Source organism: Spirosoma terrae (assembly GCF_010435915.1).
Taxonomy (GTDB): Bacteria; Bacteroidota; Bacteroidia; order Cytophagales; family Spirosomataceae; genus Spirosoma; species Spirosoma terrae.
The window spans coordinates 392,154-405,613 of the sequence record NZ_JAAFZH010000003.1; the positions used below are offsets into that span (position 1 = coordinate 392,154).

12 protein-coding genes, 1 pseudogene and 1 riboswitch are annotated in these 13,460 nt (G+C 48.7%); of the genes and pseudogenes, 9 read left to right on the forward strand and 4 right to left on the reverse strand.

Going from position 1 to position 13,460, the window contains the following annotated elements; genetic code table 11:
- Window positions 1-68: 68 nt before the first annotated feature.
- Window positions 69-2,261, reverse strand: coding sequence for a TonB-dependent receptor (locus GK108_RS09545; RefSeq protein WP_163946449.1), 2,193 nt, complete (start codon window positions 2,259-2,261; stop codon window positions 69-71).
- 71 nt (window positions 2,262-2,332) lie between these two features.
- A complete protein-coding gene (locus tag GK108_RS09550; protein WP_163946452.1) occupies window positions 2,333-2,653 on the reverse strand; it encodes a DUF6660 family protein in 321 nt (106 codons plus the stop codon).
- 121 nt (window positions 2,654-2,774) lie between these two features.
- Between GK108_RS09550 and GK108_RS09555 the strand changes: the two genes are divergently transcribed.
- Window positions 2,775-3,695 carry a bestrophin family protein gene (locus tag GK108_RS09555; protein WP_163946455.1) on the forward strand — a complete coding sequence of 307 codons (921 nt, stop codon included), beginning with the start codon at window positions 2,775-2,777 and terminating at the stop codon, window positions 3,693-3,695.
- A gap of 28 nt (window positions 3,696-3,723) precedes the next feature.
- Here GK108_RS09555 and GK108_RS09560 read toward each other — a convergent pair whose 3' ends face one another.
- The gene (locus GK108_RS09560) at window positions 3,724-4,524 is read right to left on the reverse strand and encodes a hypothetical protein (protein ID WP_163946458.1); all 801 of its coding nucleotides are present in this window, start codon (window positions 4,522-4,524) and stop codon (window positions 3,724-3,726) included.
- 189 nt (window positions 4,525-4,713) lie between these two features.
- Window positions 4,714-4,916: riboswitch (cobalamin riboswitch) on the forward strand.
- A gap of 162 nt (window positions 4,917-5,078) precedes the next feature.
- On the opposite strand from GK108_RS09560, the gene metE reads away from it, so the two are divergent.
- From metE to GK108_RS09595, 7 genes and pseudogenes are all read left to right on the forward strand, one after another.
- Entirely contained in the window at window positions 5,079-7,406 is a 2,328-nt protein-coding gene (gene metE, locus GK108_RS09565; protein WP_163946461.1) for a 5-methyltetrahydropteroyltriglutamate--homocysteine S-methyltransferase, read from the forward strand.
- A gap of 141 nt (window positions 7,407-7,547) precedes the next feature.
- Window positions 7,548-7,796 carry a cysteine-rich CWC family protein gene (locus GK108_RS09570; protein WP_163946464.1) on the forward strand — a complete coding sequence of 83 codons (249 nt, stop codon included), beginning with the start codon at window positions 7,548-7,550 and terminating at the stop codon, window positions 7,794-7,796.
- Window positions 7,786-8,187, forward strand: a complete 402-nt coding sequence (locus GK108_RS09575; RefSeq protein WP_163946467.1) for an acyl-CoA thioesterase — start codon at window positions 7,786-7,788, stop codon at window positions 8,185-8,187. The genes GK108_RS09570 and GK108_RS09575 overlap by 11 nt, the downstream gene beginning before the upstream one ends.
- 30 nt (window positions 8,188-8,217) lie before the next feature.
- Complete coding sequence (locus tag GK108_RS09580) at window positions 8,218-8,535, forward strand: hypothetical protein (RefSeq protein ID WP_163946470.1); 318 nt, start codon at window positions 8,218-8,220, stop codon at window positions 8,533-8,535.
- A gap of 162 nt (window positions 8,536-8,697) precedes the next feature.
- On the forward strand, window positions 8,698-9,960 hold the full coding sequence (locus GK108_RS09585) for a cation:proton antiporter (protein WP_163946474.1): 1,263 nt from the start codon (window positions 8,698-8,700) through the stop codon (window positions 9,958-9,960).
- A gap of 83 nt (window positions 9,961-10,043) precedes the next feature.
- Window positions 10,044-11,301 (forward strand): annotated as a pseudogene (locus GK108_RS09590) (GTP-binding protein).
- Window positions 11,302-11,457: 156 nt separating this feature from the next.
- A complete protein-coding gene (locus GK108_RS09595; RefSeq protein WP_163946477.1) occupies window positions 11,458-12,276 on the forward strand; it encodes a ZIP family metal transporter in 819 nt (272 codons plus the stop codon).
- A gap of 103 nt (window positions 12,277-12,379) precedes the next feature.
- On the opposite strand, the gene GK108_RS09600 is transcribed toward GK108_RS09595, so the two are convergent.
- The gene (locus GK108_RS09600; protein WP_246224777.1) at window positions 12,380-12,838 is read right to left on the reverse strand and encodes a hypothetical protein; all 459 of its coding nucleotides are present in this window, start codon (window positions 12,836-12,838) and stop codon (window positions 12,380-12,382) included.
- A 128-nt stretch (window positions 12,839-12,966) separates the two neighbouring features.
- On the opposite strand from GK108_RS09600, the gene GK108_RS09605 reads away from it, so the two are divergent.
- Window positions 12,967-13,347, forward strand: coding sequence for a hypothetical protein (locus GK108_RS09605; RefSeq protein WP_163946479.1), 381 nt, complete (start codon window positions 12,967-12,969; stop codon window positions 13,345-13,347).
- Window positions 13,348-13,460 lie beyond the last annotated feature (113 nt).

The following is a 13,460-nucleotide window of genomic DNA, read 5'->3' on the forward strand; positions in this document are numbered from 1 at the left end:
TAAATTCGCGACAATTAGTTCAACATGAATTAGTCCGTGGCTACGTGGACTGGAAGTCCACGCTACGTTTACAGTTTTAGTTTAATACCGCCGTTGATGATTCGGCCATCCGTTGGCGCGTAAATATCCGTAACGAAGGTAGGTTGGGTTGGCGTACCATTGACCAGCGTTTCGAAACGCGATTGCCGAACGTCGAGGAAATTCTCGAAGTTGATAAACACACTGCCTTTGGATCGACCAAAACTCCATTTCTTTTCAAGCATATAACCAAGCGTCCAGTACGAACGGGTTGTTGTCCCATTGGTACGTTGCTGCGGCCCCGAATAGAAAGCCTCAAAGCCTGTTTTTAGCTTATCCGTTTCATACAACGTAGTAAAGTAAAGCCGATGCTTCGCCGTTAGGGGAATCATGCCCGTCAGGTTGTCGAACTGGCGTTTCGTATCGATAAACGAATAACCGGCAAACGCGTGGAAATCATGATGAACCAATCGAACATTGGTTTCAAAACCCTGTGTTCTCAAATATCCATTGGCCGTACGAAACTGCGCCAGGCCCGTTGGACTTAATACGGTCAGACGATTCAATCGCGTATAGAAAAATAACTGATTGATCGACAGAGTAGTTGCGTCACCAAGTTCCGTGCGGTAGTTAATGTCCCAGTTTAAGCCCATCGATGATTCGGTCTGATCGCTACGTATCGACTGTAAATCGACGTTCTGGAACAACATCCGTTCCGCATCTTCCGTAAACAGGGTAGGGGCTTTGTAGCCCAGACCGCCACCAAGTCGGCTCGACCACTGTTCCGATGCCCGATAAAGCAGTGAAAAGCGGGGGAGTAAAAAAAACTTGGCGGGGCCGTTGCCCGTTGGATTGATGACGTCCGTGTTCACTACGTCGCTACGCAGACCCGTTTCCAGACTAAATTTGTCGGAGAGCGTAAGGGTGTTCTGAACGAAGATACCGCCAATGGTCTGCCGGTAGATCATAGCGGAAGGTGCTACGTTTAGCGGACTATTGTTGCGGAAATTATCGGTCCAGAGATTTACGCCGACAACCCAGTCTGATGTAGGCAAATGTTTAAAATAGCTCACTTCGGCGAACGACGATCCCTGCAACCCATCGAACCGATACGCGGGTAGAATAATGGCGCGTTTGAATCGACTAAAACTGTTTTTAATCGTTAAAACGGCATCGTTGCTAAAGCGCTTTTCCAGCCGAAATTGCGTAGCGAAACGCCGGGAGTCGTTGGCTTCGGTATAGCCCGAACTGGATTCGCTCTTAATGCTGGGCAGATAGCCACCCGTCCGTTGTTCGTCGCTCCAGATAACGCCAGCGGAAACCGTCATAGTGGCGTTCGGATACCAGAAAAACTTCGGCTGAAGTGTGGTCCGGGCGGTTTGGGGAAGGTCGGAAAATTGATCGTTGTTCGGGTCGTAAGCGCGCTGTAGATTGCGGGTTGCATAGAACGTAACGCCAACCTTGTCGTTTCGATGCGCGTAGTATCCGTTCAGATCAAGCCCCAGCGCCGACGTACCATTGATTAGAAACGATAGTTCGCGTTCGCGAGTCGGGTCTTTGGTTACTAAATTGACAAGACCGGCAATGGCCCCGCTACCGTAGAGCGTAGACTGACAGCCTTTTACGACTTCAACCTGCTTCAGATTCAACGGCGGCACCTGCATCAGACTCAGACCGCTCGAAAATCCGCTGTAGAGCGGCAGGCCATCCTGCAACAGCTGCGTATAACGCCCGTCCAGCCCCTGAATCCTGAACGTAGCGTTGGCCGACATAACGGAGGTTTGCTGCACCTGAATACCGGGGCTTTCCCGCAGAATGACCGCAATGTTGGCGGGATTCATATTGGCTTTTTCATCCAGCTCTTCGGCGTCGATTACCTCAACGCGGGTTGGTTCGTCGGCAACATTACGGCCACTGCGGGTAGACGAAACCGTAATTTCCTCCAACTCTTCTTCAGAAGGTTCAAGGGCAATACGTAGTGTGTCCTGGGGCGTATTGGGTAGCGTGTGGTTCGCATTTTTAAAACCAACGGCCGAAATCCGCAATCGATGCGGACCGCCCGATGGCAGTAACAGCCGTGCATAGCCCGACGTATCGGTAGCGGCTCCGTTCGTGCTGCCAATCAGCAAGATGGTGGCTCCCGGAATGGATTGATTGGTACTTGCGTGACGAACCGAAATATGTAAGGTGTCCTGGCTGAAAGCGGCTGTAGAAAGTAATAGAAATACAATAACGTTTTTCATTGTGTATGAATGAATACAATGGAATAGATAACCGATGGAGGATCGGTCCTGAAAAAATCCATGAAAAACGATTACAATTTAGGCGGCTGCCAGACTGAGCGCGCTACGTCGGCCAGAAACGGAGAGAGGTACGTAAAGATTTGTTGGGATAGCCCCGCCGTCATTGACTGGGCAGGACGTGTATAACCGAAGGGCAACGGTACCGAAAAGCCCAGGCACGTAGCACAGTGGCAGAATGGGCTGCAGGGCGCTTTATGGTCCTGTTCGTCGGTATGCTGAGACGTAGCCGTATTCGCCGTAACACGTTCGTGAGCATGGCAGTCTGCGTCCGGGCAGGGAAGGCCGGAGAGCAGCAGAATCCATAACGAAAAGACGTAAACGACTACCTTCATGGCAACAAAGGTAAGGGACGGGCTAATGCAACAGGTAGTCAAAAAGTTGCCTAAAATCAACTTTTTGTACGTTCCCTTTTTTGCTACTATTGCATTTTTTAGCCAAAAGTTACCTGTTTGAATGGTCGTACGTCCGAAATACAACTGGCTTCGCATGCTCTTCGTTTGGCGAGGTTCGGTGCTTCCTGCTCTAATTCCCAGACTTATTTTTTTGTTGCTTTTTTCGGTAGCGGTAGTGTATGGACATGGGTTTGTTTTTCAGTTTAAGATTCCGCTTACGCCCGCTCCATTTACCATTATGGGTATTGCGCTGGCTATTTTTCTGGGGTTTCGAAATAACGCCAGTTACGATCGTTTCTGGGAAGGTCGTAAATTGTGGGGGGCGCTGGTGATTGATACCCGTTCGTTAGTCAGGCAGGCCATTACGATGGGAAACCTGCCCCGGAATTCACCGGAGATCGATTATTTTGTTCGACTACTCATTGCATTTACCTTTTCGCTGAAGCATCAGCTCCGACAAACAGACCCGACTCCTGATCTGAAGCGATTGTTACCCGATTCGCTCGCCGTAGCCATTCAGGCTGCCCGGTTTAAGCCAATTATGCTATTGGTTGAGATGGGAAACTGGTTGCAGCAGGGGAAAGAGGCAGGCCGTATCGATTCCACTACGTTATTGGCATTCGACCGTAATCTGAATGAGCTTTCGGGTATTGTTGGTGGCTGTGAACGTATCGCCAATACGCCTATTCCCTATACCTACAGTGTATTGCTTCACCGAACGGTTTATATATACTGTCTTTTGTTGCCTTTTGGCTTAGTTGATAGTATCGGCTGGATGACTCCGCTGATTGTTGTTTTTATTGGGTATACGTTCATCGCGCTGGATGCTATCGGTAATGAAATTGAAGAGCCTTTCGGAATGGAAGCCAACGATCTGGCGCTAAACCAGATCAGTCAGACGATTGAAGCCAGCTTATTGGAAATGATTGGTCAGGCTCCTCCCGATCCTACTAAAAAGACAAATCCGCTGTTTGTGGATTGATTCGTAAGTGATCACGGAGCTGTAACTACTATTGGTTACGAACTCGTTTTCCAACGGCAATAGCCGATGCGAACTGCTTCGCTTTGCGCCGGGACCGAAAACTAGGGGATGACACAAAATAGAGCGCGAACCCCGACGTAATCGTCAACAGTCCCAGGATAGAAAACACCCGTAGCAGGCTGTTGTTCATGTCGTCACGGCCCTCGTAATCCATGGTGTGGAGCATCCATAGAAAATCAAATACACGCCAGGGATCGGTACGTACCGATTGAACGGTGCCGAGCTGTGCTGCTACGTATATGGTTGCGTGAGCGGGTTGTCGAAAGGTTATGGCATAAGCCGGTAATGGCTTTTTTCGGTATTCGTGATGGCCATTGGTGTTGGTCAGGTATTGAACGTGTTCGATGGCCGATGGTCCCGAAAATCGCTGTTGAGCAATGGTCATCGCTTCGCTTTTGGACAGTGGTTGACGTAGCGCTCCCGTCTGTGCATCGGCCAACTGCGTATGGGTCATCGAATGCGAGCCGTGCTGCATGGAATAGGCTAGCTGATACGTCGGTTTGCCCAGTATGTCAATCAGTTGGATACTGATCAGCGAATCTACGCCCGGTCGTTGACGTAATGCCTGCAGGGGGATGGATGGAGAAACCAGCGATAGACTCATGGGCATGGCTCCCGCTGGCCGTTTAAGATGATCGCCGTGAATAGAATCGAGGTTAGACCAGCTAAAATACAGACCCCCGACTGTCCAGAGCAGGAACTGAATACCAATAAATAAGCCCAGATATCGGTGCGTTTTGCGAATGCGAAGATGCCAGATTCGGCTCATAGGAAGGATATAAATAACTCCTTAAAAGTAAGCGAAACTGGTGAGGTAATGATTGATTATATCTGATTAGGGGTAAGATTCTGTATTCATACGATGATGTCCTGAAAGTTCTTCGTTGACAATCGTTCTACGTACTTTTCTTTGCTTTTGCCGATTCTATACGGTTATTTTGACCCAACGTTCTTTGTTTTCCGTCAAACAGGCTACCGGTTTTCCTGAGAGGTTCAGGAAATGAAAAAGGAATCGTGTGAGAATCACGAGCAGACGTTGCTACTGTATGTGACCGTTTAGAAAAGGGTTTGCCCTCAATGTCCATTGTTCCAAAAAGCGGAGTGAGAAGGATGGCAGATACCGTCACAAGCCAGGAGACTTGCCTTAGCCTTGCTGATTGCGCCTACACGCTATTGGGCTTCATCACCATTGACAATCCTTTCGTTTTTCGGCTTCTCCCCGGAGCCGGAAAGGGTGCGTCGTGTTGATTAACGTTCTGATAGAGTGATGGGTGTATGGAGTTCGGCATCGAACGCGATCAATCATTTTATCCAGTTAACAGCATGATCGCACACAATCTCGGCTATCCACGAATCGGTAGCCACCGCGAACTCAAACGGGCCTGCGAACAGTTCTGGGCCAACAAAATCACACGTCAGCAACTACAGGATGTTGGTCGGCAAATCCGGCACGACAACTGGCTGACCCAACAGCAGGCTGGTATTACGCTGGTTCCCTGCAACGATTTTTCATTCTACGATCAGGTCCTCGACATGTCGCTGACCGTCGGTGCCATTCCTGAGCGCTTTCAGGCGCTACGTGACCAGCCGTCTGCCGATTGGCTGACGCTCTATTTTGCGATGGCACGCGGTTATCAGCAGAACGGCCTCGATCTGAAGGCGATGGAAATGACCAAATGGTTCGACACAAACTACCATTACATTGTTCCAGAGTTTACAGTTGATCAGTCCTTTACGTTGCTCTCGGAAAAGGTTTTCGAGGAGTTTGGGGAAGCAAAACAGACGCTTGGCAACGTAGCGAAACCCGTGTTGTTGGGGCCCGTATCGTATCTGCTGCTTGGTAAAGAAAAAGGAGAGGATTTTCATCGACTCGATTTGCTGGATCGGCTTTTACCGGTTTATGAACAAATACTGACTCGCTTACAAAGCCAGGGCGCTACGTGGATTCAGTTCGATGAACCAACGCTAGCGCTTGATTTAACGGACGATCAGCGGTCAGCCTTTGCCAAAACGTATCGTCGGCTACGTAGCGAATTTCCGCAGCTGAAACTATTGCTGGCCTCTTATTTTGACTGCTACGGTTCAAATCTGGAGCTGGCACTGCATTTGCCAGTCGATGTGCTTCATCTGGATCTGGTACGTTGCTCCAGTCAGCTGGACGATATTCTGAATACCGATTTCGTTGATACGTCGATGGGATTGTCGCTGGGAGTTGTGGATGGACGTAACATCTGGATCAACGATCTGGCTAAATCGAAAGCGACCATTCAGCGGGTTGTTGATACGTTAGGAACTGATCGCGTGTTTGTCGCTCCATCGTGTTCGTTGCTGCACGTTCCCTGCGATCTAGCCAACGAAACCAATGAGCAGGGACTAGCGCCCGAAATCAAACAGTGGCTTGCGTTTGCCCGACAAAAGCTAGATGAGGTTGTTACGTTGGCGACGCTGGTTCAGGAGTCAGACAACGTAACGGCGAACGTAGCATTCGCCGTAAACCAGTCAGCAATCGAAGCTCGAAAAACGTCGGTGATGATCAACCGGCCTGCTGTTCAGCAGCGTGTTCGGCAATTGACCGACCAGGACGCACAACGGCAACGTGCGTTCGCCGAACGGCAATCTATTCAGCACGACCAATTGCAATTGCCGCTTTTTCCAACCACAACCATCGGGTCGTTTCCGCAAACTGATGCTGTTCGGCTGAATCGGGCGAAGTATAAAAAAGGCGAGCAGACATTGGAACAGTACGAAGCGTTTATTCGGGAAGAAACCGAAAAAGCCATTCGCTGGCAGGAAGAAATTGGACTGGATGTGCTGGTTCACGGCGAATTCGAACGAAACGACATGGTCGAATATTTCGGGGAATTGCTCGATGGCTTTGCGTTCAGCGACAATGGGTGGGTACAGAGCTACGGTTCCCGTTGCGTGAAACCACCAATCATCTACGGCGATGTACATCGACCAGCACCGATGACGGTACGTTGGGCGCAGTTTGCGCAGTCGCTGACGAATAAATTGATGAAAGGAATGCTCACGGGGCCCGTCACGATTTTACAATGGTCGTTTGTGCGCGACGATCAGCCGCGTCGTGATACGTGTCTGCAACTGGCGCTGGCTATTCACGACGAAGTGGTTGACCTGGAAAAAGCAGGTATTCGCGTCATTCAGATCGACGAACCGGCACTCCGGGAAGGTTTACCGCTACGTCGCGAGAACTGGGATACGTATCTGAACTGGGCTGTGATGGCGTTTCGCGTAGCCGCTGCCGGAGTAGAGGATCATACGCAAATCCACACGCACATGTGCTACGCGGAGTTTAACGACATTATCGGTGCTATTGCCGATCTGGATGCCGACGTAATCACCATCGAAACATCGCGATCGCAGATGGAGCTGCTGGATGCCTTTTCCCGGTTTGCTTATCCAAACGAAATCGGGCCAGGCGTCTACGATATTCATAGTCCCCGCGTACCAACGGTCCAGGAAATGGTTGAGTTACTTCAGATGGCGTCGAACGTGTTGCCCGCACGAAACCTGTGGGTCAATCCAGACTGCGGACTGAAAACGCGTCGCTGGCCGGAAACAACCGAAGCACTGAAAAACATGGTGCTGGCCGCTCAAACAGCCAGGGAGCTGGTCGCTGAGTCGGTGTAGTGGGTTTTGGGTTCATCGTTTTTGGTTTATGGTTGGCTGACGCCGGATTATTACTAACGCGTCAGCCAACCATAAACCAAGAACTATAAACCCAAAACCTTGCGTTAATTTTACCTGTCGAACTAAAAACTACCGTTGGCTATGGCTATAGGTCTCCCTACTAAACACGAGCATACGGCTTGTCCGCGCTGTCATCAATCATTTGAATGTCGCGTTGACAGTATCAACTTGTGTCAATGCCAATCACTTACCTTGACAGATGCTCAGCGACAATACATTAGTTCGTTGTATCAGGGGTGCCTGTGTGCCGATTGCCTGCGGATTCTTCGATCAGAATACAATCAGCTTAATCACCAGAAAAAAGTAAATCAATTGCTGCATGGCCATTAATGAGTCTTCTTCTATTGCCGAACGAATTGCTGCTGCCGAAACGCGAATTTTTAAAGCTGTCTTTCCGAACACAACGAATCATTACGATACACTCTTTGGGGGTACTGCCCTGCAAATGATGGATGAAGTGGCCTTTATAACGGCTACCCGTTTTTCGCGAAAGCGAATGGTTACGGTGTCCAGCGATAAAATCAATTTTACCAAGTCTATTCCAGCCGGAACGATTATTGAGCTGGTTGGCCGGATCGACCATGTTGGGAATACCAGTATTCGAATTGCCGTTGAAATTTATGTAGAAGAGATGTATTCTATGGAAAGACATCAGGCTATTCACGGCACCTTTACGTTCGTTGCCCTGGATGAAGACAAAAAGCCTATCCGCATTTTGTGAGCCATGCTGGTAATTGGTGTGAATAGCACAATGAAATTCAGAGCCATTACAACCCTCAAAAAAGCAGATACCGAAGGCCGTGTGCCACTGCATACCCTGGATCAATACGTCCGGAATGAGCTTTCCGCACAGCTAATCAATGCGATAAAACCCAATCTTACGATCACAACCGACTCGAAAACCGACGTAACGAAACGGGAGACTGTCGATTTTATGACTGAAGTGTTGCTCCTGCGCCTGGATCAATGGCAGGTTATACGAAGCCTACTTATCGATAATATAACCCTGTTAAAGGCTGCAGATCAAGCTAAGATTCGGTACGTTATCGATGAGATTGATAAGCGATAACGTTGCTAAACGTAGCAAAAAGCTGGTTTACGGCCAGAATCGTCCATTCTCTTAAATTTCCTTAAAATAGACTGATTAAACGGTTATTTTAGAGAGCTGGCTGGCTAAAGTCAGCTCTTTTTAGTATAATGCGATTTATAAGTTTACTCTAATCGTTATTATATGGAATTATATTATTCGTTTTCAGTTCTCATTGTCCTTACGGCTATTTTCTCCTATGTAAACGAGCGCTACTTAAAATTACCTTCCACAATTGGTATTATGCTGATGGCGATGCTGGTATCGATAGCACTGGTAATTACCGGTAATATCTTTCCAAACCTCTTTGCCAGCTTCTCCCGGTTTATCGCCAACCTCGATTTTACGGAAATCCTGATGGGCGCTATGCTAAACTTCCTCCTCTTTGCGGGCGCTATTCATGTTCGACTCAAAGACTTGCGAGAGCAACGAGCCCCTATTATTGTATTCTCTACTATTAGTGTTATTATATCTACCGTACTTGTTGGTTCTATAGTTTATTATATCCTGCCCTTATTTCGTTTAAATGTTCCTCTGATTCAGTGTCTTGTGTTTGGCGCTCTAATCTCACCTACCGACCCCATCGCGGTGTTGGGGATTCTGAAAAAAGCGGGTGTACGCAAATCGCTGGAAACAAAGGTGGCCGGTGAATCGCTGTTTAACGACGGGGTGGCCGTTGTTGTCTTTGTCGTTCTGCTCGAGTTGGCGAAAGGGTCGGATATTGATTTATCGTTTACAAATATTTCCTGGTTATTGATAAAAGAAGCACTTGGAGGCTTCGGTATGGGGGTTTTGCTGGGCTTCATTGGGTCGCGGGCCATGCAGCGAATCGATAGCGCTAACGTATCGGCCCTGATTACCCTGGCTGTTGTAATGGGTGGTTATCTGATTGCCCGGGCTATGCATATTTCGGGTCCGCTGACAATGGTGGCAGCTGGTCTGGTGGTTGGTAACTTCGGGAAAGCCACCCGCATTTCGGTAAACACCCGCGACTATCTGGATAAATTCTGGGAGCTGATCGACGAAATTATGAATGCGATACTGTTCCTGATTATCGGATTCGAACTGCTCCTGATTCCAAATATTACAAAATACTGGCTAATCGGCGTGATCAGTATTGCGGTTGTTTTGCTGGCTCGCTTCCTGTCTATTTGGGGGCCAACTCGAATTATTCCATTCATGCCAAAGTTTGATCGCCAAACCATGACGATTTTAGTTTGGGGCGGCCTGAGGGGCGGAGTTTCGGTTGCGTTGGCGTTATCTATTGATGAACGTCTAAACAAAAATCTGTTTTTGGCCATGACTTATTTTATTGTGGTCTTTTCTATTGTTGTTCAGGGACTTACGGTCGGCAAGATTACAAAGCCTAAAAAGGTGGTTGAGGTGGCTGAGCCCATAGGCCATTAAATACCGAAGCTTTCGGAAAGTACGGCCTATTTTTATTTTTGCAACAATGTTGCAAAAATAAAAATAGGCCGTACTTTTGTCCCATGGCAAGTCAAACACTATCATCCAATAAGCAGCAGGCAACCGACAGACGTTTGCCCGTTACGGTGCTAAGCGGTTTTCTGGGCGCGGGAAAAACTACACTGCTGAACCATGTATTGAATAATCGCCAGGGCCTGAAAGTGGCGGTGATCGTTAATGACATGGGCGAAATTAACGTCGATGCGGAACTGGTTCGTCAGGGAGGAGCGCTTTCTCACACGGAAGAAAAGCTGGTGGAACTATCGAACGGCTGTATTTGCTGTACGCTGCGCGAAGACCTGATGCTGGAAGTTGATAAGCTGGCGCGGGAAGGTCGATTCGATTATTTGCTCATCGAGTCGTCGGGCATTTCGGAGCCGCTACCGGTTGCACAAACGTTTACGTTTGAACCAGAAGCGGGTAATGGAATCGATTTGTCGCGTTTTGCCCGGCTCGATACGCTTGTTACGGTCGTTGATGCCTTTAATTTCTCCCGTGATTTTGGTAGTGTCGATACCGTTCTGGACCGCAACCTGAACGATGAATTTACCGACACCCGAACGATTGTCAATCTGTTAACTGATCAGATTGAGTTTGCGGACGTTATCATCCTGAATAAGACAGATTTGCTTAGCCCAACGCAAGTAGGTGAACTAAAAGCCATACTGCATAAACTGAATCCGAAAGCGAAACTGATCGACAGTCAGTTTGGAAAGATCGACCCGGTTCATATACTCAATACTGGCCTTTTCAATTTTGACGAGGCATCTCAATCGGCTGGCTGGATTCAGGAATTAAAAGATCAGAAAAACGGCAAGGGGCATACAGCCGAAACCGAAGAGTACGGCATTACGTCGTTCGTTTTTCGGGATCGGCGACCGTTTCACCCCGTTCGTTTCTGGAACTATCTGAACGAGAATTTCCCGGCTGGTATCCTACGTAGCAAAGGTCTGTTCTGGCTGGCTTCGCGCCCAAATGATGCGCTCAATTTTAGTCAGGCTGGAGGTAGTCTTCGCGCTGAGCATGCGGGTGTCTGGTGGGCGTCGATGCCTTTCAGTGAGCGGGTTCGCTACGGTTCGTTTTTGCAAAACCGACAGTCGATCGAAGCACGTTGGCACAAGCGTTTTTGGTGATCGTCAAAACGAGCTGGTGATTATAGGGCAGGATTTGAACCACCAGCAAATCACAAAAGAATTGCAGGACTGTTTGTGTTCTGAACTGGAACTGAAACATATGGAAACAGGGGGAAGCTTCAAAGATCCTTTCCCCGAAAGCATGTAATGTGGGTTGGTGTGTATGAAGTATGCTATAAGATCTATGATGTAATGTTTGTATGCCATATATCATACTTCATACACACCTTCGGTCTTGTTGCGGGAGGGAGAGTGTCTAAAGGCTTCTGATGCGGGTTTGCCCGCTTGATTGGGTACTAGTTGAATGCCAAGCACTCCCCTCCGCCAAAATTATCACCTGATGGGACGTATGCTATTGATTGGGCAATTATCGCAATGGGAGCTTTGGGGGCATAGCAGTCTGGCTGGTTTGGCGGTCTGTGCCGTCGCGCTTATTGGCGGATTTGCCTACGTAATTCCCCCGGCGGTGTTACGTCGATTGTTGCCATTAGGCATTAGTTTGTCAACCGGCGTTTTGTTGGGCGATGCGTTTCTGCATCTTTTGCCTGAGGCATTGGAGCGTATCAACGACCTGCAAACGGTTATGCTGGAGGTGATAGCGGGAATCCTTCTGTTTTTCAATCTGGAAAAAGCGATTCGCTGGCGGCATCATCGGCACCTGGAGACGGCTAAGGCCGTAAAACCCTTGGCGTCCATGAATTTGCTGGGCGATGCGCTACACAATTTCATTGACGGAACGCTGATTGGCGGGAGTTTCCTGATTAGCCCGGCGGCTGGTTGGGCAACAACAGCGGGCTTATTGTTGCATGAGTTACCGCAGGAAGTGGGCGATGTTGGTACGTTGTTGTTCGGCGGTTACACGATTCGCCGGGCGCTGCTGTATAATCTGCTTGCCGCCTTTACCTGCCTGTTGGGGATTGGTGTCATTCTCCTGGCCGGATTATGGCTTGATACGTATCTGAGTTATATACTACCCTTTGCCGCTGGCGGATTCATTTACATTGCGGCTAGCGACCTGATTCCCGAATTACACCGAACTCCGCAATCGGGTCGTTCGTGGTTGCAGAGCGTTTGTATGCTTGTGGGCATCGGACTAATGCTATGGCTGGCTGTTAATGAGTGAGTTTTGGGTTTATAGTTTTCCTGTTTAGGGTTTATAGTTGGCTGACGCATAATACTATCTGACGCGTCAGTCAACTATAAACTGAAAACTATAAACCACAAACCTACAGCCCCTTCGCGCGTTCGAGTGCCTGTTGGGTTTGCTCCTGAATTTGCTTGATGTTAGCCAGGAACTCGCGTTGCAGATCGCGCATCTGATCGGCGGGTAAATCTTTGGTGTCGTTATTGTTATGATGGTGGTGATGATGATGTTCACCGTCACCGTGTTCATGGTGTTCGTGTTTCATGCCGGGCACCTCCACCAGATTCGCTTCCCACTCTTCGAAGGCGGTTTTCAGACTGTCCAGCGATTGGGCCGTCGCTTTCGCTTCAGGCGTTGTTTTTTGAGCAAGTAAGGTTCGGACGGAGTCGATCTGATCGATAGAGGGTTCCAGCTTTTCCTGAATGTCGGTTGCTTCCGTATGGTAGCGGGCGGCTTCGTCGAGAAGCGTTTTGTCGGCTTCCGATTTCCCGGAACACGCAACCAATGCGCTCAATAAGCAGCCAAGAACAACGTAACGCATAGTGTTTGGAGTAGGTTTTCGGTAAATATACTATTTTATGCAACATTGTTGCGTATTTAGCCGAAAGACGTGAAGTTTCTCGGTAGAATTCGTGAAGTATAACGATCCTGCCGTACTTTTGCCGAGTCATGAGAAATGCGCTACTTTATCTTCTCCTTTTCGCGACGCTGCTACCAACAGTCAGTCAGTGGGGAACCATTGCGTATTATCAGGTCAATAAAGCCTACATCGCCCGCGTCCTGTGCGAAAACCGGAATAAGCCGCAGTTGCATTGCGATGGCCAGTGTTATCTGGCCAAACGATTGAAAGCCCAGCAGGACCGGCAGGATAAAGAAACTACCCAGCGCGTTCAGAATATCGCGCCAATCCAGCTCTTCTGCGAATCGGGTCTTCAGTTTACGTTTGGTGCACCGGCTAAAGTTGGCCAGCAACCCGTATATCGTTACGTACTGGCGCACTACAGCGCCCCTTCCAGCAGCTTACTACGTCCTCCTGGTTTGCTGGTTTAAGATGGCAGTGGACTTTTGTGGCTGTATCGTAAATACAGCCAACAATCCCATGATTATAATCTAGTCGTTAAAAACGTCTCCTGGTTTTATTAATCAATGTGTACTGACCCTGC

What these genes read in the sequence shown, in the direction of transcription:
- GK108_RS09585 (WP_163946474.1), top strand. Translation starts at nt 8,698, where the DNA reads ATGGAATTATATTATTCGTTTTCAGTTCTCATTGTCCTTACGGCTATT.
- GK108_RS09575 (WP_163946467.1), top strand. Translation starts at nt 7,786, where the DNA reads ATGGCCATTAATGAGTCTTCTTCTATTGCCGAACGAATTGCTGCTGCC.
- metE (WP_163946461.1), top strand. Translation starts at nt 5,079, where the DNA reads ATGATCGCACACAATCTCGGCTATCCACGAATCGGTAGCCACCGCGAA.
- GK108_RS09555 (WP_163946455.1), top strand. Translation starts at nt 2,775, where the DNA reads ATGGTCGTACGTCCGAAATACAACTGGCTTCGCATGCTCTTCGTTTGG.
- GK108_RS09595 (WP_163946477.1), top strand. Translation starts at nt 11,458, where the DNA reads ATGCCAAGCACTCCCCTCCGCCAAAATTATCACCTGATGGGACGTATG.
- GK108_RS09550 (WP_163946452.1), bottom strand. Translation starts at nt 2,653, where the DNA reads ATGAAGGTAGTCGTTTACGTCTTTTCGTTATGGATTCTGCTGCTCTCC.
- GK108_RS09600 (WP_246224777.1), bottom strand. Translation starts at nt 12,838, where the DNA reads ATGCGTTACGTTGTTCTTGGCTGCTTATTGAGCGCATTGGTTGCGTGT.
- GK108_RS09560 (WP_163946458.1), bottom strand. Translation starts at nt 4,524, where the DNA reads ATGAGCCGAATCTGGCATCTTCGCATTCGCAAAACGCACCGATATCTG.
- GK108_RS09605 (WP_163946479.1), top strand. Translation starts at nt 12,967, where the DNA reads ATGAGAAATGCGCTACTTTATCTTCTCCTTTTCGCGACGCTGCTACCA.
- GK108_RS09570 (WP_163946464.1), top strand. Translation starts at nt 7,548, where the DNA reads ATGGCTATAGGTCTCCCTACTAAACACGAGCATACGGCTTGTCCGCGC.
- GK108_RS09580 (WP_163946470.1), top strand. Translation starts at nt 8,218, where the DNA reads ATGAAATTCAGAGCCATTACAACCCTCAAAAAAGCAGATACCGAAGGC.
- GK108_RS09545 (WP_163946449.1), bottom strand. Translation starts at nt 2,261, where the DNA reads ATGAAAAACGTTATTGTATTTCTATTACTTTCTACAGCCGCTTTCAGC.